Origin of the sequence: Pseudonocardia humida, from assembly GCF_023898865.1 — a bacterium.
Classification (GTDB): domain Bacteria; phylum Actinomycetota; class Actinomycetes; order Mycobacteriales; family Pseudonocardiaceae; genus Pseudonocardia; species Pseudonocardia humida.
Genome location: NZ_JAGSOV010000023.1, coordinates 59,736 through 84,889, shown reverse-complemented (window position 1 = coordinate 84,889; position 25,154 = coordinate 59,736). Strand labels below are relative to the sequence as shown.

Below are 25,154 nucleotides of genomic sequence, written 5' to 3'. Positions count from 1 at the left end.
GTGACTGCGCGCCCACTCTCGTGGCGCCCGGGCGGCGGCCACCACCGGCTCTCACTGGTCGGAAGCCGGTCCGCGCCCGGCTGAGCGGGAGCGGGTGCCCGTTCCACGGCGCGCGGTCGTCGACCGGTGCGGCTACGGTCGCGGCGGCCCCGGCCCGTCCTTCCGGCCAGCGGGAGGCGTTTCGACCGGGCCCGCCGGGCACCGACCATGGAGGGATGGCGGACATGCGGCTCCCGTTCGACACCCAGGACACGAGCGACACCGTCGCCGAGCGGGCGGCGGGCGTGCTCGGGCCCGAGTCGGACCTGTTCGAGGACCTGGACGCGGCCGGCTTCGGCGAGGCGCTGCGGCTCGCGCTGCGGGCCAACCTGACCCACCCCGCGGCCGCGCTGTCGGCGTCGGTGCAGCTGGCCGCCGACCTGACCCGGATCCCGATCGTCTCCGCGGCACGGTGGGTGGGCCGCGAGGTCGAGCCGCCGGTCGCGCTCGACCCGAAGGACCGGCGCTTCGCCGACCCCGCGTGGACGGCGAACCCGCTGTACTACGCCGCGCGGCTCACCTACGCGGCGGCGTCGAGGTTCGCCCGCGACGTCGTCGGGTCGGCGCAGCTGGAGCCCGACGTGGCGCGCAAGGCCGCGATGGCCACCGACCTCCTGATCGACGCCGCGGCGCCGACCAACCTGCTGCCGCTCAACCCGGCCGCGCTGAAGCGGGCCTTCGACACCGGCGGCGCGAGCCTGGTCAAGGGCGCCCGCAACTTCGTCGACGACCTGGTCAACAACGGGGGCCGGCCGCGCCAGGTGGACGCCAGCGGCTTCGAGGTCGGGGGCAACCTGGCCGTCACCCCGGCCAAGGTGGTCTACCGCAACGAGCTGATGGAGCTGCTGCAGTACGAGCCGCAGACCGAGCAGGTGCACGCGGTGCCGGTGCTGTGCAGCCCGCCGTGGATCAACAAGTACTACATCATGGACCTCGCGCCGGGGCGCAGCTTCATCGAGTGGGCGGTGCGCCAGGGCCGGACGGTGTTCGCGATCAGCTACCTGAACCCGTCCAAGGAGATGGCCGGCACCACCATGGACGACTACCTGGTGCACGGCCCGCGGACCGCCCTCGACGTGATCACCGACATCACCGGCGCGGAGACCGTCGACATCGTCGGGCTGTGCCTGGGCGGCGCGCTCACCGCGATCACCGCCGCCTACCTGACGCAGGCCGGCGACGACCGGGTGGGCGCCGTGACGCTGATCAACACCATGCTCGACTACGCCGAGCCCGGCGCGCTGGGCACCTTCACCGACACCCGGACGGTGGAGCGGCTCGAGCGCAAGATGGCCAAGGAGGGCACGCTGGCCGGGGCCTCCATGGCCGGCACGTTCGACGTGCTGCGGGCCAACGACCTGATCTTCAACTACGTGGTGTCCAACTGGCTGATGGGCCAGGACCCGCCGGCGTTCGACATCCTGGCCTGGAACGCCGACAGCACCCGGATGCCGGCCGCGATGCACGCGTTCTACCTGCGCAACTTCTACATCGACAACAAGCTGGCCGCGGGCACCCTGGAGATCGGGGGCGCCACCATCGACCTGAGCGCGATCAAGGTGCCGGTGTACGTGGTCAGCGCGATCAACGACCACATCGTGCCGTGGGAGTCGGCCTACCGGTCGGTGGGCCTGGTCAGCGGCCCGACGCGGTTCGTGCTCGGCAACGGCGGGCACATCGCCGGGATCGTCAGCCCGCCCGGCCCGAAGGCCTGGCACATGGTCGTCGCCGGCAGCGGGGAAGGCGACGGCGCCGTCGGCCCGGCCACCGCGAAGGCCTGGCGGGAGGTGGCCGAGCGCCGGTCGGGCTCGTGGTGGGAGGACTGGACGAGCTGGTCGCAGGCCCACGCCGGGCCGAAGCGCAAGCCGCCGCGCACGGGCAGCGCCGAGTACCCGGTCCTGGGCGATGGCCCCGGCCGCTACGTGCACAGCTGAGCGCGGGGGTCAGCGGACCGGGCGCAGCCGCTCGTCCGGCTGCGGGCGGCGCGGGGCGGGGACGGTCGCGGCGGGCTCCCCGCCGCCCCCGGCCAGCTCTCGGGACAGGCTGCGGGAGGCGATGGACAGCGCCGCCATCACCGGTTGCAGCTCGCGGCCCAGGTCGCGCACGGTCAGCTCGATCGCGGCCAGCACCTCCCCGCCCGCCCCGAACACCGGCATGGCCACCCCGCAGGCCCCCTGCTCGAGCTCCCAGCGGGTGACCGCCACCCGGGTCAGGCGGGTGACCGCCAGCGCCCGGCGGAAGCGGTCCGGCGAGGTCACGGTGTGCGGGGTGTAGGGCCGCAGCCCGCGCAGGATCGTCATCTCGACCACCCCGGTCGGGGCGAACGCCAGCAATGCGCGGCCCAGCGCGGTCGGGTGCGCCGGCAGCGTCGCGGCCGGGCTGAACGCCGTGACCGGCCCCGGTCCGGGCTGCTTCTCGATGTAGGAGACCTCCAGCTCCCGCAGCAGGCCGAGCCGGGTCCGGCTGCGGGTGGCGGCGCTGAGGTCCTCCAGCACGCACGGGGCCCGCTCGGCGATGCTGGCCGGGCAGGCGTCGCCGGTGCCGATCATCCGCAGCGGCAGGCCTGCCCGGTAGTGGCCGCACGGCGTGCGCTCCAGCAGCCGCCACGAGGTCAGCTCCGAGGCCAACCGGTGCGCGGTGGAGATCGGCAGCCCGGCCAGCCGGGCGATCTCGGTCAGCGAGTGCTCGCTGCCCTCGGTGAACGTGAGCAGGATGGCGGTGATCTTGCTCGTGACCGATCGCCCGGATTCGGCGGAGTTGCCGGCCATCATCGCTCTCCTCCCCGTCTGCGCGGTCGTGGCGGCGCCGGACACGGTCGAGTGTTCGGCGTCACAGCGAGCGAAGCACGAGGGGTCGTGATCCGGCCAGCGGAGGCGGGCGGGGGAACGATGCGCAACTCACACTAAGCACAGGGTTACGACCGGTGGGCCGCGCACACCGTGCGGCACCGCGCGCACCAAGCCGCCACCGCGCGCACGTCAGGACGTGTGCGCGGTGACCACACGGTGCGCGCGGTGCCCCGGGAACCCCGCAGGGCCCTGCTCAGGAGAGGGCGCGCACCGCGGAGAGCAGGGCGGGCCAGTCGGTGCGCAGCGCGTCGTGGCCCATGAAGAGCCCGAGGTGCCCGCCGCGGGCGGTGCGCAGGGTGATCCGCTCCGCCGGCGTGCCGACCACGTCGGCCAGCGCGAACAGCTGGGGCGCCGGGGTGATGTGGTCGGTCTCGCCGGCCAGCAGGAACAGCGGGCAGGTGATCGCGGCGGGGTCGGCGCGCCTGCCGTCGACCACCAGCTCGCCGCTGATCAGCTCGTTGCGCCGGAACAGGTGCTCGACCAGCCACAGGTAGAACGCCCCCGGCAGGTCCTGGGTGTGGGTGAACCAGTCGTCGAAGGCGCGGTAGCGCCGGACGTGGGCGTCGTCGGTGAGGTGGGCCAGCAGCTCCCACTGCCGCGAGAGCTCGGCCTGCGGGCGGATCGCGATGAAGTTGGCCAGCGCCGCCCGGCCGGGCATCACCCCGCCGTTGGCCGCGACCAGCGCCCGGTAGGGGGCCAGGCCGAACGCGCTGGTGAGCGCCCGGGTGGTGGAGGCGATCACCGAGTCGCCCGCGTGGAAGTCGATGGGCGCCCCGGCCAGGGTGAGGGTGTGCACGCGGTGCGGGTGCAGGGCCGCGTAGATGGCGGCCAGCCAGCCGCCCTGGCAGTCGCCCACCAGGTTGACCCGCCCGCCCAGCAGCCGGATCGAGCGCTCGATCACGTCCAGGTAGTCGGTGATGCTCACGTGCCGGGTGGCGGCGGTGGCCGAGCGCCACTCCAGCACGTGCAGGCGGGTGAGCCCGGCCTCGGTGATCGCGCCGACCTGGCTCTGGTCGGCGGAGTAGTCGACGATGTGGCTGGAGTGCCCGGCCTGCGGGGGCAGCAGGAGGGTGGGCACGACGTCGTCGTCGCGGTGGTCGGGCCGGGTCATGTCGCGCAGGTGCGCGAACGGCGTGCTGAAGACGATCTGGTTGGGCGTGTGCCAGTCGGGCGTCCGGCGGTCGGCCAGGACGGTCCACCAGGTCAGGGCGCGGGTGGCCGCGTCGAGCGGGCCGCGCCGCCCGGCCGCGGTCTCCGCCAGCGCGTCGGTCATGGACCGGCTGGTGACGCGGGCGATCTCCCGGGTGGTGGCGCTGAGGGTCGCCGCGGTGTAGTCGGCGAGGTGGCGCAGCGCGCCGGGGAGGGTGGTGCCAGTTCCGGTGGTCGTCATCGTCCGGCTCCGTCCTACCGCTGAGTATTACCGAACGGTAGGCATGGTTTGGTCAACCACGCAACTCCCCGTCGGCGCTGGGGATAGCAAGCACGGCGGTGCGCGGTGGATCTCCGATTACGCGGCGTGCATCACATCTGCCGCCGGAGTGACGGACGCCGCACCCGTTTTGATTGACATACTTAACGCGGCTGCGCAGTATCGGTAGCAGGCGTTCCGCGCCGCAGACGTAGCACGAACCATCCACGATCCGCAGAGGGACATCGCATGAGCACCGCCACCGACCAGTTCACCGACCTGACCACCCGCACCCAGGAGGCCGTCGGCACGGCCGTGCGGACCTGGGCCGAGACCGTCCAGTCGCTGACCGGCAACCTCGCCGAGGGCCGCGTCGCGCTGCCGGACGCGCAGGGCATCGTCTCGCGCTACTTCGACGTGGCCCAGCAGGTCCTCGACACCCAGCGCCGCTTCGCCGAGACCTTCGTCGCCGCAGGCACCCAGGCCACCGAGGCCGTCACCGAGCAGGCCGCCCGGGCCGCCCAGTCGGTCGTCACGCACACCGCGAACGCCACCGAGACCGTCACCGACAAGGCCGCCGAGGCGACCAAGGACGCCGGTGAGAAGCTCGCCAACGGCGCGCGCACGACCCGCAACGCCGCCAAGGCCTGACCGACCGCTGCGCTGCTCGAAGCCCATCCGGAGCACCCGGGTGGGCTTCTCGCGCGTCCGGGGGCGACCTCCCCGGAGGGTCAGCGTCCGCTGCCCGCCCCGATGACGCGCAGGTGGTAGTCGCTGTCGCCGAACAGGGCGTCGATGGCGAGCAACCGCTTCAGGTAGTGGCCGATAGCCAGCTCGTCGGTGGTGCCCACGCCGCCGTGGGTCTGCACGGCCGCCTCGCCGACGGCCCGCCCGAGCCGGCCGACCTGGGCCTTGAGCACCGAGATGTCGCGCGGTGCCGCGGCGCCCGCCTCGGCCAGCGCGGCGGTGCGCAGCAGGGTGGCGCGGGCCTTGGAGCAGGCGATCTTCATGTCGGCCGGCCGGTGGGCCACGGCCTGGAAGCTCGCGATGGGCACGCCGAACTGCCTGCGGGTGGCGGCGTGCTCGGCGGTCCGGCGGAGCAGGGTGCCCATCGCGCCGACCGCCTCGGTGGCCAGGGCGATGACGGCGCCGTCGAGCACGCCCGTGACGGCCGCGTGCGCGTCGGTCGTCAGGCAGTGCTCCGCGGGGACCTCGACGGAGTCGAAGCCGATGTGCGCGGCGGCGCGGCCGTCGATCGTGCGGAACGGGGTGATCCGCACGCCCGCCGCCCCCGGCTCGACGACCAGCAGGGCCAGCCCGCCCGGCTCGCCGGGCTCCCCGTCGGCGGGGCCGGTGCTCCGGTTCACCCCGGGTGAACTGGCCGCGTGGCTCGACGGCGTTCGCCTGGGCGAGTTCGACCACCTGATCCGAGCGACGAGCGCCACCCGGGTGGGGGTCCTCGCAGCGTGGAGGCGGTGTCGCAGCTCTGGGTGGGTCGTCGCAGCGCGCCGGCGGGCTGCGAGAACACACCTGACGCTGCGCGGACGCCACCACCTCTGCGAGGCACCGACGTCCGCGCGCGAGCGTGATCGTCGAGCGGCGTAGCGTCGGGCGGATGACGCTGCTCGACACCCCGATCGCCGCCCTCGACGGCGGCCCGCTCCCGGCCTTGGACGGTCGGGCCGTCCTCGTCGTCAACGTCGCGTCGAAGTGCGGGCTGACCCCGCAGTACTCCGGGCTGGAGCGGCTGCAGGAGCGCTTCGCCGACCGCGGGTTCACCGTCCTCGGCGTGCCGTGCAACCAGTTCGCCGGCCAGGAGCCCGGGACGGCGGAGGAGATCGCGGCGTTCTGCTCGGCGACCTACGGCGTGAGCTTCCCGCTGACCGAGAAGGTCGAGGTCAACGGGTCGGGGCGGCACCCGCTGTTCGCCGCGCTGACCGCCACCGAGGACGCCGCGGGCGAGGCGGGCGACGTCCAGTGGAACTTCGAGAAGTTCCTGGTGGCCCCGGACGGGACGGTCGTGGGCCGGTTCCGCCCGCGCACCGGGCCCGAGTCGGACGAGGTCGTCTCGGCGATCACGGCGGTGCTGCCGTCCGGGCGTCCCTGACCCGGGCCAGCGCCTCCCGCGCCGACGGCCAGCCGGCCAGCGCGGCGCGGACGTCGGGGTGCGGCTCGGTGCGCAGCGCCTCGGCGTGGGCCCCGTCGAGCACGTCGTCGATCAGCACGCGGCGCCCGGTGCGCGCCGACCGGACCGCGGCCTCCACCATCGCCAGGCTCGGCACGTTCTCGTGCACCTCGCCCATCGGCGTCGCCCCGGTGCGCACGGCGTCGGTGAAGGCGCGCAGCGCCGCGGCGATCCCGGACGGCGCCGCGGCGACGGGCGGCGCGGGGCCGGTGTCCGGGACCGGCTCGTGGTCGCCGTCCCAGCGGACCGCGCCCCGCTGCGCGCTCAGCCGCCACTCGCCGTTCCAGGACGTCTGCGCGCCGGGGGCGCACCAGCTGCCGGTGTAGGTGTAGCGGGCCCCGCTGTCCATCGCGAAGACCGCGGTGGCCGAGGCGTCACCGGCGTACCAGCTCCACGGCGGGTTGTGGGTCTCGCAGTACGCCGACACCGGCTCGGCGTCGAGCAGGAACCGGGCGGCGTCGAAGGCGTGGATCGCCATGTCGACCAGCAGGGGGTGGGCCATCTCCTCGCGGAACCCGCCGAAGCGCGGGGCTCGGAAGAAGCCGGTGGTCAGGGTGCCCGCGGCGCCGAGGTCCGCGGCCATCGCGCGCAGCGCGAACAGCTGGGGGTTCCACCGCCGCGACTGGCTCACCATGAACAGCCGCCCGCTGACCTGGGCCGCGGCGGCCAGCGAGAGCGCCTGGGCCACCGTCTCGGCCACCGGCTTCTCGCCCAGCACGTCCAGGCCGGCGAACAGCGCGGCCGTGGTCACGGGGTGGTGGGCCGCCGGGACGGTCGCGTCGACGACGGCGCGCGCGCCGGTCGCCGCGGCCAGCTCGACCGCGTCGGTCCCCACGGCGACGTCGCGGCCGGTCGCGGTGGCCGCGGCGCGTGCGCTGGTCCGGTCGATGTCGGCGATCCCGGTCAGCTCGACGCCCGGGTCGTCCTCGATCGCGGCGCACCAGGCCCGCCCCATGTTCCCCGCGCCGGCCAGCACCACCGGCAGCGGACCGGCCGGCCGCGGATCGGCACCGCTCATCCCAGCGGCCCCGCGTAGACCGTGCCGGTGAAGAACTCCCCGGTCTCGTGGTGCAGCAGCACGGGGGCGGCGCGCTCGGGCCGGTCGGTCCGCGCCCACCGCACGCCGTTGGCGATGACCCGGCGCACGTCCCGGTGGTGGTAGGTCGGGTAGTCCTGGTCGCCGGGGCGGAAGTAGAAGATCCGGCCGTAGCCGCGGCGGAACGTGCAGCCGCTGCGGAAGGCCTCCCCGCCGGAGAACGTGCTGATGAAGACGAGCTCGTCGGGGGCGGGGATGTCGAAGAACTCCCCGTACATCTCGTCGGAGTCGATCACCAGCGGGTGCGGCACCCCCTCGGCGATCGGGTGGGTGGGGTCGACGGTCCAGATCAGCTCGCGGTCGTGCTCGCTGCGCCAGCGCAGCGTGCAGCTGGTGCCCATGAGCCTGATGAAGATCTTCGACCAGTGCCCGGAGTGCAGCACGACCAGGCCCATGCCCGACAGCACGTGCCGGTGCACGCGCTCGACCACCTCGTCGGCGACCTCGTCGTGGGCCGCGTGGCCCCACCAGACCAGCACGTCGGTGGCCCGCAGCGCCTCCTCGGTGAGGCCGTGCTCGGGGTCGTCGAGGGTCGCGGTGGTGACGACGGCGCCGTCGCGCAGGTTCTCCCGGACGCCGTCGGCGATCGTCTCGTGCATCCCGTCGGGGTAGATGGCGCGGACGTGCTCCTCGATCTTCTCGTGGCGGTTCTCGCCCCAGACGGTCACGCGGACGGGAGTCACAGATCGGTCCTCTCGGTCATGTCAGGGCCACGGTCGTTCAGGGCCACGGTCATTTCAGGGCGCCGCCGGCGACGCCCGCGGCGACGAACCGCTGGGCCACCAGCAGCAGCACGACCGCCGGGACGGAGGCGAGCACGGCGGTGGCCATCACCGAGCTCCAGTCGTTCACGTACGTGCCGATGTACTGGTAGATCCCCAGCGTCACCGGGCGCACCTGCTCGGTCGTGGTCAGCGTGAGCGCGAACAGGAAGTCGCTCCAGCTGAACAGGAACGTGAACAGCCCGGCGGTGACCAGCGCGTTGCGGCTCATCGGCAGCACGATCGCGACGAACGCCCGGATCGGGCCCGCGCCGTCCACCCGCGCGGCCTCGACGACCTCCACCGGGATGGCGAGCATGAACGCGCGCATGATGATGATCGCGAACGGGATGCCGTGCGAGGCGTCGGCGAGGATCAGTCCCGGGATCGAGTTGAGCAGCCCGAGGTCGCTGTAGACGTTGTAGAGCGCGTTGGCCACGACGATGCCGGGGATCATCTGGCTGAGCAGGATCCCGAACAGCACCACCCCGGCGCCGCGCACCCGGAACCGGGCCAGCGCGTAGGCCGCCGGCGTGGCGATGGCCAGGCTGAGCACCACGCACCCGAGCGAGACCACCAGGCTGGTGACCAGGTTGCGGCCCTGCTCGCGCAGCGCGGTGGCGTAGCCGTCGAAGGACAGGTCCAGCGGGATCCACGGCGTGCGCACCGCTCCGCCGCTGGGCTGCAGGGACACGTTGAGCATCCAGTACAGCGGGAACAGCATCACCGCCAGGATCGCCACCCCGGCCACGGTGTCGCCCCAGCCGCGCCGGCGCGTGCGCGCGATGGTGGTCATCGACCCTCACCGGCCAGCGCGCGCCGGTTGGCGCGCAGGTAGAGCAGGGCGAAGACCAGCGAGATGACGATCAGCACGTTGCCCATCGCCGCGCCCTCCCCGAACCGGAACTCCTGGAACGACAGGTGGTAGGCCTGCGTGGCGATGGTCTGGGTCGCGTTCGCCGGCCCGCCGTCGGTGAGCCCGAGGATGATGTCCAGCACCTTGATCGTGTAGACCACCCCGAGCACCAGCACCACGTTCACCACCGGGCGCAGCAGCGGCCAGGTCACGTGCCGGAACGCCCGCCAGCCGGTGGCCCCGTCCAGCGCCGCGGCCTCGTAGAGCTCGCGGGGCACGTCCTGCAGCCCGCCGTAGAGGATCGTGGTGTTGAACGGGATGCCGATCCAGATGTTCACCGCGATCACCGCGACCAGGGCCAGCGACGTGCTGGTCAGCCAGCCCGGGCGGTCGGCGACGCCGAGCACGCCGAGGAACTGGTTGAGCGCGCCGTTGTCCTGGTCGAGGATCCATCGCCAGACCGCCCCGGAGACGATCAGCGGGATCAGCCACGGCAGCAGCAGCAGCGAGCGCAGCGTGCCGCTGAGCGGGAACCGCCGCTGGAAGAACACCGCGATCGCCAGCCCGATCACGAACTGGCCCGCGATCGAGCCCGCGGTGAACAGCGCCGTGTTGAGCAGGGCGGTGCCGAACAGGTTCGACGAGATCACCGCCGCGTAGTTGTCGAAGCCGACCCAGGGCGCCTCGCCGGTGTAGAAGGTGCGGGTCGTGTACTCCTGGAACCCCATCACGGCGTTCTGCACGACGGGGTAGCCGAAGAACAGCAGCAGGTAGGCCACCGCCGGCACGAGGAAGCCCAGCTGCAGCAGCCGCTCGCGCCCGCGCGGCGAGCGCCACCCGCCGGCCGGGCCCCGCGGGGGCACCGGCGCGGCGACGCTCACCAGCGGCCGGTCGGGGGCCGCCACCCCGCCCGCCCGGTCAGCCATCCTGGGCCTGTTGCAGGGCCTGCTCCGGGGTGGCCCCGCCGGTCAGCGCGGTCTGGACCGCGGTGTAGATGCGGGTGGCCGCGGCCGGCCACTCGGCGCCGAGCTTGCCGGTGCGCGAGCGGGCCGTCTGCACGATGTCGGTGAAGGCGGCCATCCGCGGCACCTCGGCGACGAACCGGTCGCGCAGCGCGGTCTTGGTGGGCACGGTGGTGCGGTCGGTGGCCAGCGCGATCTGGTTGTCGTCGGTGTTCAGGCAGGCGACGATCTCGGCGGCCTTGGCCTGGCGGGCGGGGTCGCCGGTCCGCGGGATGGTCCAGGTCTCCCCGCCCAGCGGCGCCACCACGTCCTGGCCGGCCCGCGGCACCGGGATCGGCACGACCTCGTACTCCAGGCCCGCCACCTCGTCCAGCGCCGGGAACTGCCACGGCCCGTTGACCATCATCGCCGCGTTGCCGGCAGCGAACTGGTCCTTGACGTCGGCCTGGCCCCAGTTCAGCACCGACTTCGACGCCGACCCGGAGTTCACCAGGTCCACCCACAGCTGCAGCGCCTGCGCGGTCTGCGGCGTGGCGATGTCGGTCTCGTCGCCGCCGTTGGTCCACATGAACGGCAGGAACTGCCAGGCGCCCTCGTAGTCGGCCACGGCGGAGAAGGCCACGCCGTAGCGCTCGCCCTGGGTGAGCGTGGCCGCGGCGGTCTTGAGCTCGTCCCAGGTGGTCGGGGGCGTGATGCCGGCCTGGGCCAGGATGTCGACGTTGTAGAACAGGCCGATCGAGTTCGTCACCGGCTGCAGGCCGTATACCTGGCCCTCGAAGGTCGAGGCGCTGGCTACGCCCTCCTGGAAGCCGTCGGCCGACAGGCCGAAGTCGGTGACCGGGGCGAGCGCGCCGGTGGAGGCGATCTGCTGCAGGTCGGGGTTGTCGAGCATGAGGACGTCGGGCAGGGTCCGCGAGGACGCCTGCTGCAGCACCTTGGCCACGAGCTGGGCGCCGGGCACCACCTCGCGCTCGATCGCCACGCCGGCCTGCCGCCCGCACTCGTCGAGCTTCTGCGCGTAGACGGTCTTGTCGGGTTCGTTGTTGTAGTAGTCGAGCACGCGCAGCGAGGTGACCTCGCCGCCACCGGCGCCCCCACCCCCGCCGCCGCAGGCGCTGAGCCCGAGTGCGGCGGCCGCGACCAGCGCGGGAACGGCGGTCCGTAGGGGTGCTCCTCGTCGAGCCATGTCGGTCCTCTCGTGTCGATGCGTATCGATAGCGGGCGTGCGGCGATCGCCGGCGGCGGGTGCCGCGGTCAGGGGGCGCGGACGGTGGTCTCGCGGCGGGTGAGCCGCGGCGCGATCAGCTCGACCAGCTCGGCGGGGTGCTCCCCGTCGCGATCGAGCAGCCGGAAGAGGATGTCCATGGCGCGCCGCGAGACGTCCCGCGGCTCCTGCGACACGTTCGTCACCGCGGGGATGCTCGCCTCGGCGGCGGCGTCGGTGCACAGCCCGATCAGCGAGATGTCCCGACCCGGCACCACCCCGCGCTCGACCAGGGCCTGCAGCACCGGCCCGATGGCCTGGGCGCTCGGGACGACCACCCCCGGTCGGCCGCCGCCCTCGAGCGCGCGCTCGACGGCCTCGCGGGCCCCCGCCGGGCCCGGCGGGGCCCGGGCCCCGACCCAGTAGTCGAGCCCCTGCCTGCCGACCGCCGCGGCGGCCCCCCCCCCCGCGCGCGCGCGGGCCGGCCGCGCGGGCCCCCGCCGGGCCCGGCGGGACCGGGGCCACGACCGAGTAGTCGAGCCCGTGCCTGCCGACCGCCGCGGCGGCCCCCCGCTGGAAGCGGCGCACGTAGTTGAGGTCGCGGTCGATGATCTCGGCCGGGTGCTCGATGAGCACGACCCGGTCGTGCCCGAGCGCGGCCAGCTCGTCGACGGCGAGCTCGCCGGCGCGGGAGAAGTCCAGGTCGACGCAGTGCAGCCCGGCGCTGTCGTCCGGGACGCCGATCAGGATCACCGGCACCCCGAGCGCCGCGGCCACCGGGATGCGCGCGTCGACGGCCTCGATGCCCATCATCACGATCGCGTCGCAGAGCGCGCGCCCGGCCAGTCGGGTGAGCCCGGCGGCGCCCTCGTCGGCCGTGACCAGCAGCACGTCGTGGTCCTCGGCGCGGGCGCAGCCGGCGATCGTCTCCAGGAACGGGAGGATGCCGGCGGTGTCGGCGCCGGGGCCGAACGGCACGACCAGGCCGATCACCTGGGTGCGCTGGCTGGCCAGCGCGCGGGCGCCGGCGTTGGGCTGGTAGGTGAGCTGGTCGATGGCGTCCAAGACGCGCTTGCGGGTCTGCGGGGAGATCGACCGGCGCCCGCTCATCACGTAGGAGACCGTGCTCTGCGAGACCCCGGCGATGCGGGCCACGTCCCGGCTGGTGACCACGGCACCTCGCTCTCGAGGGAGGGTTATCGATACGCATCGACGACGACGGGTGTGACGGTAGCCACCCGACCGGGTGATGACAAGGACCGATCGGCCGCGGACCCCGCCGCCCCGACGTGGTCGGCTGGCGCGCCGCGGTGGGCGGATAGGGTGATCGGGCCAAGCCGGGGGTGGGGCGGTACTCCGCGCCCGGGACGGGACGAGAGGGCGAGCATGGCGGAGAACGACGGGCAGCAGCTGCTGGAGCTGCTGCTGGCGGACGAGCAGGCGCTGCTCGACCAGTGGTTGCGCGCCGCCTCGGCGCACCTGCAGGGGCGCACGGCGGCGGCCGAGCTCGAACGCGCCTTCCGCGACCTGCTCTCGGCGCTGTCCAAGGCCGTGACCTCGGGCGGGCTCGACCTCGACCACGAGGCCTACGGCGAGGTGCGGGCGCTGCTGTCGGAGCTGTCGCGCGACCGCGCGCGGCGCGGGTTCACCCCGAGCGAGACCGCGGTGAGCGTCTTCTGCCTCAAGGACGCGCTGTTCGAGCTGGCCACCCGGACCGGGCGCTCCGCCGAGGTGCTGATCGTCTCCTCCCGCTGGGTGGACGCGCTGGGCCTGCTGACCTTCGACAGCTACGTCCGGGCCCGCGAAGAGGTGATCGCCGAGCAGTCCGAGCAGCTCATGGAGCTCTCCACGCCGGTGGTCAAGCTCTGGGAGGGGGTCGTGGCCGTCCCGCTGATCGGCACGCTGGACTCCGCGCGCACCCAGATCGTGATGGAGAAGCTGCTGCAGACCCTGGTCGACACCGGCTCCGAGCACGCGATCATCGACATCACCGGGGTGCCCGCGGTCGACACCGAGGTGGCCCAGCACCTGCTCAAGACCGTGGTCGCGGCCCGGCTGATGGGCGCGCAGTGCACCATCTCCGGGATCCGCCCGCAGATCGCCCAGACCATCGTGGCGCTGGGCATCGAGTTCGGCGACATCCCCACCAAGGCGAACCTGGCCGACGCCCTGCTGCACGCGCTGCGCGGCAGCGGTGTCGAGGTGGTGCGCAGGCGCGGCGAGGGCCGTCGGTGACCCAGCAGGTTCCGGTCCTGCGCCTGGGCGACGCGCTGCTGGTGTCCATCCAGGTCGACCTGCAGGACGACGACGTGCTGGCGCTGCAGGAGGAGCTGGCCGAGCGGATCGTCTCGACCGGCGCCCGCGGCGTCATCATCGACATCTCCGCGGTCGACATCGTCGACTCGTTCATCGGGCGGATGTTCAGCTCGATCGCGGCGCTGTCGCGGGTGCTCGACGCCGAGACGGTCGTGGTCGGGATGCGCCCGGCGGTGGCCATCACGCTGGTCGAGCTGGGGTTGTCCCTCGAAGGCGTGCGCACCGCGCTGGACCTGGAGAAGGGCCGGGCGATCCTCGACCGGCTGATCGCCGAGCGGCGCCCCGCCCACGACCTCGACTACCTCGACGACGACGCCGACTACGTCCCGCTCGACGACCCGGCGGGGGAGCGGGCCCGGCCGGATCCGAGCCGGCGTTGAGCACGTCGGCGACCGGGGTGGACGAGCTGCCCGTGACCAGCGGCGACGACGTGGTGCGGGTGCGCCAGCTGGTCCGGTCCAAGGCGCAGTCCATCCGGCTGTCCCTGGTCGACCAGACCAAGCTGGTCACCGCGGCCAGCGAGCTGGCCCGCAACACCCTGGTGCACGGCGGTTCGGGCTCCGCGCGCATCGAGGTCGTGCAGCGCGGGGGCCGCTCCGGGATCCGCGCGGTGTTCAGCGACACCGGCCCCGGCATCGCCGACCTCGACCTGGCGCTGACCCCGGGCTGGACGTCCGGTGGCGGGCTGGGGCTCGGGCTGAGCGGGGCGAAGCGCCTGGTCGACGAGTTCGACATCGACACCGAGGTCGGGCGCGGCACCAGCGTCGCGATCACCAAGTGGTCGCGGTGACCGCCCCGGCGGCCCCCGCGGTCGCCGAGGACATGCAGTGGCTGCGGGTCGACGACCCGAGCGCGGCCGGTTCCGTGCGGCGCGCGGCCGAGCGGCTGGCCACCACGCTGGGCTTCCCGGCGCCGCGGGTGGCCGAGCTGGGCCTGGCCGCCACCGAGATCGCCACGAACGTCGTCCGCCACGCCGGGGGCGGGGCGGTCCTGCTGCGCAGCCTGCGCGGCGCGTCGTCGACCGCGGTCGAGCTGGTGGCCGTCGACCGCGGACCCGGCATGGCCGACGTCCGGGCGGCCAGTCGCGACGGGCACTCCACGGCCGGGACGCTGGGCATCGGCCTGGGCGCGATCGACCGGCTGGCCGACGGGCTGGCAGTCTTCTCCCCGGCCGGGCTGGGCACGGTGCTGGTGGCCCGGTTCGACGCCGACCGGCGCGACCCGGTCCCCGACGACCCCACCGCCGCCGGCCTGACCCGGCCGATCACCGGCGAGACCGCCTGCGGCGACGCCTACCTGATCCGCCACGAGGGCGACCGCACGATGCTGCTGATGTGCGACGGGCTCGGGCACGGCCCGGTCGCGGCGGCGGCCGCGCAGCGGGCGGTCGCGGCGATGCGCGGCCGGCCGTGGCCGGTCTCGCCGGAGCAGGCGGTGGCCTCGATCCACAGCGCGCTCGCGGGCACCCGCGGCGCCGCGGTGGCCGTGGCCGAGCTCGACCCGGCCGCGGGGGTGGTGCGCTTCTGCGGGGTCGGCAACATCGCCGGGGTCGTGGTCAGCGGCGACGCCAAGCGCAGCGCGGTGTCGATGCCGGGCGTGGCCGGCGTGCGGGCCCGCACGGTGCGCGCGTTCGAGTACCCGCTCGCCGCCGACGCGCTGGTGGTGCTGCACTCCGACGGCCTGACCGGTCGGTGGGGCCCGGCGCGCACCGACGGCCTGTTCACCCGCCCGCCGCTCGTGGTGGCCGCTGCGCTGCTGGCCGAGGCCGGGATCCGGCACGACGACGCCGGGATCGTCGTGGCCCGACCGCTGCCGTGACCGGGTCGCCGCCGTGACCGGGCCGGCCGAGCACGAGGTGCTGCGGTTGCAGCTGGTGGAGGAGCGCGACGTGTTCGTCGCCCGCCAGCGCGGCCGGGAGGTGGCCGCGGCGGTGGGCCTGGAGAACCAGGACCAGGTCCGGGTGGCGACCGCGGTGTCGGAGCTGGGCCGCGAGCTGGTGCTGCGGGGCAGGCGCACCGAGATCGTGCTGTCGCTGGCCGGGGGGATCGTGCCCGCGCTGCTGGTCACCGCCCGGTGGGCGGGCGAGCTGCCGGGCCTGGAGCTCACCGAGGGGGTCCGCTCGGCCGGGCGCCTCGCCGACCGCTGCGAGGTGACCCAGTCCGCGGGCGGTGGCACGGCCGTGCTCGGCAAGCGGCTGCCCGCCGGCACCGATCCGGGCCGCCCGGGGGTGATCGAGGGCCTGCGCGAGCGGTTCCGGGGCACCACGACCAGCTCCGCGCTCGAGGAGCTGCGCGTCCAGAACCAGGAGCTGCTGTCCACCCTGGAGGTGCTGCAGGCCCGCCAGGAGGCGCTGGAGGAGGCCAACGCCGAGCTGGAGGAGACCAACCGCGGGGTGCTGGCCCTGCACGCGGAGCTGTCCGGCGAGCTGGACGAGACCAACCGCGGGGTGGTGGCGCTCTACGCCGAGCTGGACGAGAAGTCCGATCAGCTGCGCGAGGCCAGCGAGAGCAAGACGCGGTTCTGGGCGAACGTCAGCCACGAGCTGCGGACCCCGATCAACTCGGTGGTCGGGCTGGCCAAGCTGCTGCTCGACCCGCGTTCCGAGCCGCTCACCGGCGAGCAGCGGACCCAGGTCGAGATGATCCGCGACTCGGGGGCGGTGCTGCTCGCGCTGGTCAACGAGCTGCTCGACGTGGCGAAGGCGGAGTCGGGTCGGATGGAGCCGCAGTGGGCCCCGGTCGACGTCGGCGGGCAGCTGCAGCACCTGCGGGCGACCCTGCTCCCGCTGACGCCGCCCGGCGTCGCGCTCGAGGTGGCCGTGCCGGAGCGGACCCCGCCGGTGTCCACCGACCCGGGCATGCTCACCGCCATCGTGCGCAACCTGGCGACCAACGCGCTCAAGTTCACGACCAGCGGCGAGGTGCGCATCACCGCCGCCTTCGACCCGGGGGCCGGGCTGCTGCGGGTCGCAGTGTCCGACACCGGGATCGGCATCCCCGCCGACCAGCTCGGCCGGGTGTTCGAGGAGTTCCACCAGGTGCCCGGGCCGCTCCAGGTCGGGGCGGCGGGTACCGGGCTCGGGCTGCCGTTGGCCCGCAGGCTCGCCGAGATCCTCGGCGGCAGCTTGGCGCTGAGCAGCGAGGTCGGCGTCGGGACCACCGCCACGCTGCAGTTGCCGGTGTCCGGCCCGGCCACCGCGGTCGCCCGGCTCGGGCGGGTCCTGGTCGTCGACGACGACCCGGCGTTCCGGGCGCTGGTGCGCCGGGCGCTGCACGGCGTGGCCGAGCGCGTCGACGAGGCGGGCGACGGCGCCACCACCGTGCGGCTGCTGCACGCCGAGCCGCCCGACCTGCTCGTGCTCGACCTGCACATCCCACCCCCGGACGGCCGCGCCGTGCTCGCCGGGATGCGCGCCGACCCCGTCCTGGCCGCGCTGCCGGTGGTCGTGGTCACCTCGGCCGACCTGGACCCCGCCTGGACCGCCGAGATGGCCGCCAGCGCGGTCGTGCTGTCGAAGGCGAACCTGACCGCGGCGGTGCTGCTCACCGCGGCCGCCGACGCCGCGCGGCTGGTGGGAGGGACCGATGGCTGATCCGCACCCGACGGGGGAGGGCGCCGTGACGGTCCTGGTCGTCGACGACGCCCCGGCGACGCGCTACATCGTGGGCAGCTGGCTGCGCCGCGACGGGTTCCAGGTGGTCGAGGCGGCCACCGGCGGCGAGGCGTTGGCGCTGGTGCGCAGCCTGCCGATCGACCTCGTCGTGCTCGACGTGGGCCTGCCCGACATGACCGGGTTCGAGGTGTGCGAGCAGATCAAGACCGATCCGGCGCTGGGGATGCCGGTGGTGCACCTGTCGGCCACGTCGGTGGAGGGCCGCGACCGCGCCCACGGCCTCGACCGCGGTGCCGACGCCTACCTCACCGACCCGGTCGAGCCCGCCGAGCTCGTCGCCACGGTCAACTCGGTGCTGCGCTACTACCGGGCGCGCACCCACGCCGAGGAGCTCGCCCGCCAGCAGACGGCCCTGACCACCGCGACCATCACGATGAACCGCGCCGAGGACGCCGACATGCTGGTGGCCGCGGTGGCCGTGGGCGCGGCCGACATGGCCGCCGGGTTCGCCACCGCCCTCATCGCCGCCCCGGACCAGCGCCTGCGCCAGGCCACCGTCGCGGCGCCGGGAGCCGCGCCGGTGATCACCTCGCTCGATCCCGCCGTGCTGGCGCTGCTGCTGGCCCACTTCGACGCCGCTCCCCAGGACGGGCCGCTGCGCCCGGTGCCCGCCGCGGTCGCCGAGGTGCTGGACGCCGCGGCCGAGACCAGCTGGGCGCTGCTGTCCCGGTCGCGCCCCGGGCAGTCGCCGGTGTGCGTGGTCGTGCACGGCCGGTTGGCCCCGCCCACGCGGCTCGTCGACGGCCTGCAGCAGCTGGCCGGGGCGGCGGCGATGGCCGCCGACGCGCAGCGCGTCCACATCGAGGAGCACGACCTCGCGCTGACCCTGCAGCGCAGCTTCCTGCCCGAGCGGTTCGGCACGCTGCCCGGCCTGCGGGCGGCCGTGCGCTACCTGCCCGCCGTCCAGCACGCCGAGATCGGCGGCGACTTCTACGAGATCGTCCAGCTCCCCGACGGCCGCGTGCTGGTGGCGATCGGCGACGTCGCGGGGCACTCGATCCACGCCGCCACGATCATGTTGGAGCTGCGGCACGCCCTGCGCGCCTACGCGATCGACGGCCACGGCCCCGCGCAGATCCTGCGGCGGCTGGAGCGGGTGCTGCGCCACTACCACCGCCGCGAGTACGCCACGCTGTGCCTGCTGCTGATCGACGCGGCGGCGGGCGCGCTGTCCGTCGCCGTGGCCGGGCACCCGCCCCCGCTGCTGGTCGGCGCCGGTGAGGCGCGGTACGCGCCGGTGACCGGGCCGATGCTGGGGGTCGGCCTGGAGCACCCGGCCGAGACGGTCCTGGCGCTGGCCGACGTGCGCACCGTCGTCCTGGTCACCGACGGGATGCTGGAGGACCGGCCGACCGACATCGACGCCGCGATGGAGCGCCTGCGCACCTGGCCGACCCTGCGCGCGGACCCCGAGGACGTGTGCGACGACCTGCTGGCGAACTTCGGGCGCAACCGCGCCGACGACATCGCGCTGCTGGTGCTGCGGCTGGAACCACCGGTCTGACCGCCCGCCTCCCGGTCAGTGGAAGCGACCACTTGTGAGCTCCCGGTCCGATCATTAGCGTCCGGGCCCCGCTGCTCGGCCGGAACGGGTGCCCACCGATGGACTTCGACGTCATCCTGCCCGGGACCAACCGCATCCCCGGCGCCCACGGGTGGGCGCACGCGCTCGACGCCGACGGGTTCCGCCGGATCCTCGCCGTGGTCGACCGGCTCGGCTACCGGAGCGTGTCGGTGTCGGAGCACCTCGCGATGCCGCACGCCGAGGTGCCCCGGCTGGGGCCCTACTGGCAGGACGCCCTCACGGTCATGGCCTTCGCCGCCGCGGCGACCCGCCGCGTCCGCATCGACGCGGCGGTGCTCGTGCTGCCCTACCACCACCCGCTGCGGCTGGCCAAGCAGCTGGCCACCATCGACGTGCTCTCCGGCGGCCGGCTGAACATCTCGGTCGGGGTGGGGCACGCCGTGGCGGAGTTCGAGGCGCTCGGCGTCCCGTTCGCCCGCCGCGGCGCGATCGCCGACGAGATCCTCGACGCGCTGCGCGCGCTGTGGGGCCAGGAGCGGCCGCGACACCGCGGGGAGCGCTTCGCGATAAGCGGTCTGGCCGTCGAGCCGACGCCGCTGCAGCGCCCCCGGCCGCCGATCTTCGTCGGCGGCAACTCCAAGCCCGCGCTGCGTCGCGCCGCCCGCCACGACGGCTGGCAGCCCAACCCGGTGCGCTTCACCGTCGGGGAGATCCCCCCGCTGCTGGACTACCTGCGCTCCCAGCCCGAGTTCGAGGGCAAGGCCGCGACCTTCGACCTGAACTGGTTGAAGTCGCCGACCGGGGCGCGCCTGCCCGGCGGCTTCGCCGGGGCGGGCCCCGCCGTCCTGGCCGAGCACCGGGACCGGCTGGTCGAGGCCTACCGCGGCGAGTACCGCTCGATCGGCATCACGCGCACGGTCGTCGAACCGCCCCGCTCGCTCGCGTCGGAGGGGGAGTACCTGGACTACCTGGCGTGGTTCACCGAGGAGGTGGTGCCCGCCGTGCCGACGGGGCGACCGCCGTCCTGGTGAGTGGGAGCGGGCCTGCACGGGGTCGGGGTCGGGGTGGTGGAGTCGCGGGGGAGGAGGCCCCCGACGATGACCGCCGCGACACCAGCACCGCCGCCACCGCCCGACGTGTTCTCCCCGGGCCGGATCGGGCCGACGACGCTGCGCAACCGGACGATCAAGTCCGCCACCTACGAGAACATGGCGCGCCGCGGCCTGGTCACCGACGCCCTGATCGACTTCCACGTGGCGCACGCCGCGGGCGGCGTCGGCATGACCACGCTCGCCTACTGCGCCGTCGCCCCGGAGGGCCGCACCGACGGCCACCAGATCGTCTGGCGCCCCGAGGCGCTGCCGGGCCTGCGCCGGTTGACCGACGCCGTGCACGCCGAGGGCGCCGCGGTGTCCGCGCAGATCGGGCACTCCGGACCGGTGGGCGACGCCACCCGGACCGGGCTGCCCGCGCTCGGCCCCAGCCGCAGGCTCAACCCGGTCTCGATGCGCGCGGTGCGCGCCGCCACCCGCGAGGACCTGGACCGGATCGTCACCGCGCACGGCGCCGCCGTGCGCATGGCGATCGAGACCGGGTTCGACGCGGTCAAGGTGCACCTCGGGCACAACTACCTGGCCAGCGCGTTCCTCTCGCCCCGGCTGAACCGCCGCACCGACGAGTTCGGCGGCGACCTGCAGAACCGGGCCCGCCTCGCCCGCCGGATCATGCACGCGGTGCGCGACGCGGCGGGCGACCGCATCGCCGTGCTGGCCAAGCTCAACATGGACGACGGCGTGCCGGGCGGGTTCTGGCTGGACGAGGCGGTCGTGCTGGCCCGGTGGCTCGAGCACGACGGCACCGTCGACGCGCTGGAGATGACGGTGGGCAGTTCCCTGCTCAACCCGATGTACCTGTTCCGGGGCGGCGCGCCGGTGCGCGAGTTCGCCGCGGTGATGCCGCGCCCGATCCGCACCGGCGTGCGGCTGGTCGGCGCGCGCTTCCTGCGCGAGTACCCCTACCGCGACGCCTACCTCCTCGACGACGCCCGCCAGATCCGGGCCGCCGTCGACCTGCCGATGGTCCTGCTCGGCGGCATCACCGACCGCGCGGGCATGGACACGGCGATGCGCGAGGGGTTCGGGTTCGTGGCCATGGCCCGCGCCCTGCTGCGCCAGCCCGACCTGGTCAACCGGATCGCCGCGGACGCGGGCACGCGCTCGTTGTGCAACCACAGCAACAAGTGCATGGTGACGATCTTCCGCGGGAGCCGGTGCGTGCTGGTGCCGCAGCCGGAGGTCTGAGGGCTTCGGGCCGTCTACGGCAGGGCAGGGCGCTCCGACGCCGGGTCCTCAGTCGGGTGCGCGGGTGAAGCGGGCCAGCAGGAGCGCCAGCCTGTCGTCGTGGGCGTGGCGGGGGAGTCGGCGGCCCCGGGTCAGCGTGGCCAGGCCGTGCAGGGCGGCCCAGAAGGTCTCGGTCACCAGGGCCGGGTGGGCGGCGCCGGCGTGCGGGCGGACCGCTTCGACGATCTCGTTGAACGCCGTGTGCAGTGGTTCCGGGGCATCGGCGGTCGCGAACGGCAGGTCGACCGCCTGGCTGAACATCGCGTCGTACAGGGCCGGGCGGCGCTCGGCGAACGACGTGTAGGTCTCGGCCACCGCCGCGAGCGCCTCCGGCGCCGCCACGCGGGCACGGGCGGCGGCCAGCGCCTCGCCCAGGTCGGCGAAGCCCTCCACCGCGACGGCCGCCATGATCGCGTCCTTGCCGGCGAAGTGGCTGTACAGCACGGGCTGGCTGTACTCGACCTGCTCGGCCAGGCGGCGCGTGGTCACCGCGTCCCAGCCCTCGGCCTCGGCCAGCTCCCGGGCCGCCGTGACGATCAGCTTCTCGCGCTCCGCGCGTTCGCGCTCCCGGCGCGATTGGATGGACATGCTTGTGATCCTAGCAACGCTAGGGCTGCTGTCGCCGATCTGCTAGCGTTGTACGCATACCTAGCAACGCTAGAACGGAGTCGGAGATGCTCACCGCCATCGCCTACGGGCTCGCCATCCTGCTGAACCTCATGATCCTGTTCATCGGCCTGCGGTTCCTGTTCGCGCCGTGGGCCGCGGCCGCCGGGTACGGGGTGCCCGCCACGAAGGACATCGCCTACCTGACGATCAAGGGAGTGCGCGACAGCAGCTACGGCCTGGTGGGCCTGGCCCTGCTGGCGTTCGCCGGCGCGCAGGCCGAGGCCTGGTTCATGCTGGTCGTCGCGCTCGTGCCCCTCGGTGACACGGTCGTCGTGCTGCGCAACGGCGGCACGAAGGCCGTCGCGTTCGGCGTCCACTTCGCGACCGCCGTGGCCGTCCTGGTCAGCGCGGCGCTGCTCTTCGCGGTCTGAGGGATCGGCACGGCGAGATCGACAGTGTCGTGCGCGAGGAGCCCGCTCCCGGCTCAGATCGCGAGCCGCATCCGCTTGACGCCGTCGGTGAAGTTGGACAGCAGCGTCTCGGGCTCGCCCACCGCGCGGATCCCGGGCAGCCGGGTGAACAGCTCGCGCAGCATCGTGGTGGCTTCCAGGCGGGCCAGGTCGGCGCCCAGGCAGTAGTGCGGGCCCGGGCCGCCGAAGCCCAGGTGCGGGTTGGGGGAGCGGGTGACGTCGACGCGGTCCGGGTCGGCGAACACGTCCTCGTCGCGGTTGGCCGAGCAGCAGAACAGCAGCACCTTCTGCCCGGCGCGGACCGGGTGCCCGGCCAGGCGAGGTGCGCCGGGTCGGCCTGCGGTCCGGACGTCGTCGTCACGGGCCCAGCGTGCCACGGCGGTCGCGCCGCCCACGGGTGCCGCGGTCGGGCCGGTCGATCGAGCTGGTCGGTCGACCTCGCGCGGGCCCTCCGACGCCCGGCGTCACCGCCGGGTGCGCCGCCACAGCACCACGAGCCCGACGACTCCCAGCAGGCTGAGCCCGCCGAACACCCCGTGCAGCACCAGGCTCCCGGTGTCGGCGAAGGAGATGAACGCGTTGCCGACCAGGCCGATCGCCAGCACCACCCCCAGCAGCGCCCGCAGGGCGACCGATCCGGGGGCGGGGCGGGGGTTGGCCTCGGGGACGACGGTGGGGGGCTCGTAGCTGGTCATGGTGGGCTCCTCGGGTGGTCGGTGCGGTGTCGTGCTGATGTCGTGAACGCTACGGAGCGGCGACCCGCCCGACGATCCCGTCAGCTGCCCGATCCGGGGTACAGCAGGCTGTACCGGCGTGCCCCGGCGCGGGCCGGCCGCTCCCGGCGCCATAGGGTCGGCGTCGAGGAGGTGCGGATGCCGGCGCCCGGTCGTGCCACGGCGGAGCCCGCGACGACCCCCGCCCACCGGGGCGGCGTTCGGCGGGCCACCCGACGGCTCAGTCGCAGCACCCTGGTGGCGCTCGACCAGCTCGGCGCCGGGCTCGGCACCGCGCTACTGGCGCTGGTCGCCCTGCTCGGGGTGGTGCTGGTCGGGCTGGCCTGCCTGCTCTGGGTCGGGCGGCTGCTGGTGCCGGTGGCGCTGCAGGTGCTGCGACTGGCCGCCGACCGGGAACGCGCCCGGCTGGGCCGCTACGGCCCGGAGATCGTCGGTCCGGGACCGGTGCCGACCGGGCTGCGGGCCGCGGCCGCCGACCCCACCACCCGGCGCGAGCTGGGGTGGCTGGCCCTGCACGGGACGGCGGGGCTGCTGCTCAGCGTGGTGGGCCTGACGCTGCCGCTGTCGGTGATCACCGACGTGACGTTCCCGCTGTGGTGGTACCTGCTGCCGCCCGACGATGCCACCCCGAGCCTGGTCCCGTGGACCGTGCAGGACTGGCCCACCGCGCTCGCGGTCGTCCCGTTCAGCCTGGTGTGGCTGGTCCTCACGGTCGGGCTGTCCCCGGTCATGGCCCGGCTGCAGTCACGGCCCGGGTGGCGACTGCTGCCGCCGGACCCGGAGACCGACCTGTCGGTGCGGGTCGCCGAGCTGACCGCCACCCGGGCCGCGGCGCTGGACGCGCACGCCGTCGAGCTGCGCCGGATCGAGCGGTCGCTGCACGACGGGGCGCAGAACCGGCTGGTCGCCGTCACCGTCCTGGTCGGCGCGGCGCGGCGGGCGCTGGCCCGCGACCCGGCCGCCGCCGCGGACGTCCTGGGCCGCGCCCAGGACGCCGCGGAGCAGGCGCTGGCCGAGCTGCGCACGGTGGTGCGCAGCATCCTGCCGCCGGTGCTGGCCGACCGCGGGCTGGAGGGATCGCTGGCCGGGCTGGCCGCGGCCTGCCCGGTGCCCTGCCGGCTGGAGGTCGACCTCGACACCGGCGCCGGCCGGTGCGCCGCCTCCGTCGAGGCGACCGCCTACTTCGTGGTCGCCGAGGCGCTGACCAACATCGCCAAGCACAGCGGGGCCCGCGCCGCGGCGGTCGCGGTCTCCCGCCGTGCCGACCGGCTGCTCGTGCGGGTCGACGACGACGGGAAGGGCGGCGCGGACGGCGCCGCCGGCTCCGGGCTGGCCGGCATCCGCCGCCGCGCCGAGGCGTTCGACGGCCGGTTCGCCCTGACCAGCCCGCCCGGCGGGCCGACGACCATCGAGGTGGAGCTGCCGTGCGGATCGTGATCGCCGAGGACGACCCCCTGCTGCGCGAGGGGCTCGCGCTGCTGCTGCGCGCCGAGGGGCTCGACGTGGTGGCCGCCGTCGACGGCCCGGACGCGCTGCTGGCCGCGGTCGACGAGCACCACCCCGACGTGGCCATCGTGGACGTGCGGATGCCGCCGACGCACACCGACGAGGGGATCGTGGCGGCCGTCGAGGCCCGGCGCCGCCGGCCCGACCTGGCGGTCCTGGTGCTGTCCGCCTACGTCGAGCAGGCGTTCGCCACCGACCTGCTGACCCGCGGCGCGACCCGGCTGGGCTACCTGCTCAAGGAGCGGGTCGGCCGGGTCGAGCAGTTCCTCGACGCCCTGCACCGGGTGGCCGACGGCGGCACGGCCATCGACCCGGACGTCGTCGCCCAGCTGCTCACCCGCAACCACCCCGACAGCCGGCTCGACCGGCTCAGCCCCCGCGAGCGCGACGTGCTCGCGGTGATGGCCGAGGGGCTGGGCAACGCGGCCATCGCCGAGCGGCTGGTGGTCTCCGAGGGCGCGGTGCACAAGCACATCCGCAGCATCTTCGGCAAGCTCGACCTGGCCCCCACCGACCGGACCGACCGCCGGGTGGCCGCGGTGCTGCACTACCTGGAGGACGCCCGGCGACGGGTCTGACCCCGGCCGCGGTGCGGCCGGGGTCGGGGCGGTGGGGACGATCG

General features: G+C 74.6%; 25 protein-coding genes and 2 pseudogenes. 15 read left to right on the top strand and 12 right to left on the bottom strand.

Annotated features, from left to right (window positions below):
- Positions 1-215: 215 nt before the first annotated feature.
- Complete coding sequence (locus KDL28_RS11065) at positions 216-1,973, top strand: PHA/PHB synthase family protein (protein ID WP_252437443.1); 1,758 nt, start codon at positions 216-218, stop codon at positions 1,971-1,973.
- 9 nt (positions 1,974-1,982) lie between these two features.
- Here KDL28_RS11065 and KDL28_RS11060 read toward each other — a convergent pair whose 3' ends face one another.
- A complete protein-coding gene (locus tag KDL28_RS11060) occupies positions 1,983-2,807 on the bottom strand; it encodes an IclR family transcriptional regulator (RefSeq protein WP_252437442.1) in 825 nt (274 codons plus the stop codon).
- Between the two features lie 274 nt (positions 2,808-3,081).
- Positions 3,082-4,278 carry an alpha/beta fold hydrolase gene (locus KDL28_RS11055; protein WP_252437441.1) on the bottom strand — a complete coding sequence of 399 codons (1,197 nt, stop codon included), beginning with the start codon at positions 4,276-4,278 and terminating at the stop codon, positions 3,082-3,084.
- A 267-nt stretch (positions 4,279-4,545) separates the two neighbouring features.
- Between KDL28_RS11055 and KDL28_RS11050 the strand changes: the two genes are divergently transcribed.
- Positions 4,546-4,947, top strand: coding sequence for a hypothetical protein (locus KDL28_RS11050; protein WP_252437440.1), 402 nt, complete (start codon positions 4,546-4,548; stop codon positions 4,945-4,947).
- Positions 4,948-5,027: 80 nt separating this feature from the next.
- Here the strand turns inward: KDL28_RS11050 and KDL28_RS11045 are convergent, their stop codons facing one another.
- On the bottom strand, positions 5,028-5,663 hold the full coding sequence (locus tag KDL28_RS11045; protein ID WP_252437439.1) for an acyl-CoA dehydrogenase family protein: 636 nt from the start codon (positions 5,661-5,663) through the stop codon (positions 5,028-5,030).
- Positions 5,664-5,911: 248 nt separating this feature from the next.
- Here KDL28_RS11045 and KDL28_RS11040 point away from each other — a divergent pair, with 248 nt between their 5' ends.
- Entirely contained in the window at positions 5,912-6,403 is a 492-nt protein-coding gene (locus KDL28_RS11040) for a glutathione peroxidase (protein WP_252437438.1), read from the top strand.
- On the opposite strand, the gene KDL28_RS11035 is transcribed toward KDL28_RS11040, so the two are convergent.
- The 6 genes and pseudogenes from KDL28_RS11035 to KDL28_RS11010 all read right to left on the bottom strand — a co-directional run.
- Positions 6,372-7,499, bottom strand: coding sequence for a Gfo/Idh/MocA family protein (locus KDL28_RS11035; protein WP_252437437.1), 1,128 nt, complete (start codon positions 7,497-7,499; stop codon positions 6,372-6,374). The genes KDL28_RS11040 and KDL28_RS11035 overlap by 32 nt on opposite strands.
- Positions 7,496-8,260 carry a ThuA domain-containing protein gene (locus KDL28_RS11030; RefSeq protein ID WP_252437435.1) on the bottom strand — a complete coding sequence of 255 codons (765 nt, stop codon included), beginning with the start codon at positions 8,258-8,260 and terminating at the stop codon, positions 7,496-7,498. Before KDL28_RS11030 ends, KDL28_RS11035 begins: the two co-directional genes overlap by 4 nt.
- A gap of 49 nt (positions 8,261-8,309) precedes the next feature.
- Positions 8,310-9,134, bottom strand: coding sequence for a carbohydrate ABC transporter permease (locus KDL28_RS11025; RefSeq protein WP_252437433.1), 825 nt, complete (start codon positions 9,132-9,134; stop codon positions 8,310-8,312).
- The gene (locus KDL28_RS11020; RefSeq protein ID WP_252437432.1) at positions 9,131-10,120 is read right to left on the bottom strand and encodes a carbohydrate ABC transporter permease; all 990 of its coding nucleotides are present in this window, start codon (positions 10,118-10,120) and stop codon (positions 9,131-9,133) included. Before KDL28_RS11020 ends, KDL28_RS11025 begins: the two co-directional genes overlap by 4 nt.
- Positions 10,113-11,150 (bottom strand): annotated as a pseudogene (locus KDL28_RS11015) (sugar ABC transporter substrate-binding protein); the annotation flags it as partial. The gene KDL28_RS11020 and the pseudogene KDL28_RS11015, both read right to left, overlap by 8 nt.
- A 260-nt stretch (positions 11,151-11,410) precedes the next feature.
- Positions 11,411-11,827: pseudogene (locus KDL28_RS11010) on the bottom strand (substrate-binding domain-containing protein); the annotation flags it as partial.
- Between the two features lie 161 nt (positions 11,828-11,988).
- Here KDL28_RS11010 and KDL28_RS11005 point away from each other — a divergent pair.
- From KDL28_RS11005 to KDL28_RS10965, 9 genes are all read left to right on the top strand, one after another.
- A complete protein-coding gene (locus tag KDL28_RS11005) occupies positions 11,989-12,402 on the top strand; it encodes a hypothetical protein (RefSeq protein WP_252437430.1) in 414 nt (137 codons plus the stop codon).
- A 344-nt stretch (positions 12,403-12,746) separates the two neighbouring features.
- Complete coding sequence (locus KDL28_RS11000) at positions 12,747-13,595, top strand: STAS domain-containing protein (RefSeq protein ID WP_252437429.1); 849 nt, start codon at positions 12,747-12,749, stop codon at positions 13,593-13,595.
- Positions 13,592-14,056, top strand: coding sequence for an STAS domain-containing protein (locus tag KDL28_RS10995; RefSeq protein WP_308215987.1), 465 nt, complete (start codon positions 13,592-13,594; stop codon positions 14,054-14,056). Before KDL28_RS11000 ends, KDL28_RS10995 begins: the two co-directional genes overlap by 4 nt.
- Positions 14,053-14,466, top strand: coding sequence for an anti-sigma regulatory factor (locus KDL28_RS10990; RefSeq protein ID WP_252437428.1), 414 nt, complete (start codon positions 14,053-14,055; stop codon positions 14,464-14,466). Before KDL28_RS10995 ends, KDL28_RS10990 begins: the two co-directional genes overlap by 4 nt.
- Positions 14,463-15,494 carry an ATP-binding SpoIIE family protein phosphatase gene (locus KDL28_RS10985; protein ID WP_252437427.1) on the top strand — a complete coding sequence of 344 codons (1,032 nt, stop codon included), beginning with the start codon at positions 14,463-14,465 and terminating at the stop codon, positions 15,492-15,494. The genes KDL28_RS10990 and KDL28_RS10985 overlap by 4 nt, the downstream gene beginning before the upstream one ends.
- Positions 15,495-15,507: 13 nt before the next feature.
- Positions 15,508-17,268 carry an ATP-binding response regulator gene (locus tag KDL28_RS10980; protein ID WP_252437426.1) on the top strand — a complete coding sequence of 587 codons (1,761 nt, stop codon included), beginning with the start codon at positions 15,508-15,510 and terminating at the stop codon, positions 17,266-17,268.
- Positions 17,261-18,853: a fused response regulator/phosphatase gene (locus KDL28_RS10975; RefSeq protein WP_252437423.1), complete on the top strand. Its 1,593-nt coding sequence runs from the start codon at positions 17,261-17,263 to the stop codon at positions 18,851-18,853. Before KDL28_RS10980 ends, KDL28_RS10975 begins: the two co-directional genes overlap by 8 nt.
- A gap of 98 nt (positions 18,854-18,951) precedes the next feature.
- A complete protein-coding gene (locus KDL28_RS10970) occupies positions 18,952-19,905 on the top strand; it encodes a TIGR03619 family F420-dependent LLM class oxidoreductase (protein WP_252437421.1) in 954 nt (317 codons plus the stop codon).
- Between the two features lie 66 nt (positions 19,906-19,971).
- Positions 19,972-21,174 (top strand): NADH:flavin oxidoreductase, encoded by a 1,203-nt coding sequence (locus KDL28_RS10965; protein ID WP_252437420.1) that lies wholly within the window; start codon positions 19,972-19,974, stop codon positions 21,172-21,174.
- 48 nt (positions 21,175-21,222) lie between these two features.
- Here KDL28_RS10965 and KDL28_RS10960 read toward each other — a convergent pair whose 3' ends face one another.
- Complete coding sequence (locus KDL28_RS10960) at positions 21,223-21,801, bottom strand: TetR/AcrR family transcriptional regulator (RefSeq protein ID WP_252437419.1); 579 nt, start codon at positions 21,799-21,801, stop codon at positions 21,223-21,225.
- Positions 21,802-21,887: 86 nt separating this feature from the next.
- Here KDL28_RS10960 and KDL28_RS10955 point away from each other — a divergent pair, with 86 nt between their 5' ends.
- A complete protein-coding gene (locus KDL28_RS10955; protein ID WP_252437418.1) occupies positions 21,888-22,253 on the top strand; it encodes a DUF4267 domain-containing protein in 366 nt (121 codons plus the stop codon).
- Between the two features lie 53 nt (positions 22,254-22,306).
- Here the strand turns inward: KDL28_RS10955 and KDL28_RS10950 are convergent, their stop codons facing one another.
- The gene (locus KDL28_RS10950; protein ID WP_252437416.1) at positions 22,307-22,687 is read right to left on the bottom strand and encodes a cytochrome P450; all 381 of its coding nucleotides are present in this window, start codon (positions 22,685-22,687) and stop codon (positions 22,307-22,309) included.
- A gap of 69 nt (positions 22,688-22,756) precedes the next feature.
- On the bottom strand, positions 22,757-22,987 hold the full coding sequence (locus KDL28_RS10945; protein ID WP_252437414.1) for a hypothetical protein: 231 nt from the start codon (positions 22,985-22,987) through the stop codon (positions 22,757-22,759).
- A 177-nt stretch (positions 22,988-23,164) separates the two neighbouring features.
- Here KDL28_RS10945 and KDL28_RS10940 point away from each other — a divergent pair, with 177 nt between their 5' ends.
- Entirely contained in the window at positions 23,165-24,463 is a 1,299-nt protein-coding gene (locus tag KDL28_RS10940) for a sensor histidine kinase (RefSeq protein ID WP_252437413.1), read from the top strand.
- Positions 24,451-25,110, top strand: a complete 660-nt coding sequence (locus tag KDL28_RS10935) for a response regulator (protein ID WP_252437411.1) — start codon at positions 24,451-24,453, stop codon at positions 25,108-25,110. The genes KDL28_RS10940 and KDL28_RS10935 overlap by 13 nt, the downstream gene beginning before the upstream one ends.
- Positions 25,111-25,154: the final 44 nt, after the last annotated feature.